The following is a 453-nucleotide window of genomic DNA, read 5'->3' on the forward strand; positions in this document are numbered from 1 at the left end:
CTAGCACCGCCACCTAAAGATTTCGCAACACCACTGCCTAAAGCATAAAGCTGAGAGCCATTGATTGCATCATGTGATTCTGAAGAAATTACACCGTTGGCAACATTGTGAAGACCTACAAGAGGCTTCTCTTTACCACCCAAAGTCACACTCGCGTAGTTAATTTCACCCCTTGCATTTTTATCGTAATGAACAACAGCTGAGTCAACAGATTGAAGACTGGTAGAAAGCTTTTCTAAATTTTCATCAAGCTGGCCCTTGTTAACCGCTTCATCACTCTTCGTGGCTTCTTTTACACCAGAAAGAGTCCGAGCCTCGCCATGGCTGTTAGCAATGTTGATTTCACCGCCTTCTACTGCCTTACCAATAGTAATTTGATTTGTATCTATCTCTTTCTTAACAAGGCTATCACCTTGCACATCGGCAATTGCATTGTTAATCTCTTTGGTGAAC

1 pseudogene is annotated in these 453 nt (G+C 42.4%); it reads right to left on the reverse strand.

Features of this window, described 5'->3' with window-relative positions:
* Nucleotides 1–453: pseudogene (locus MCY_RS09680) on the reverse strand (hypothetical protein); the annotation flags it as partial.

The organism is Bartonella rattimassiliensis 15908 (assembly GCF_000278215.1).
Lineage (GTDB): Bacteria > Pseudomonadota > Alphaproteobacteria > Rhizobiales > Rhizobiaceae > Bartonella > Bartonella rattimassiliensis.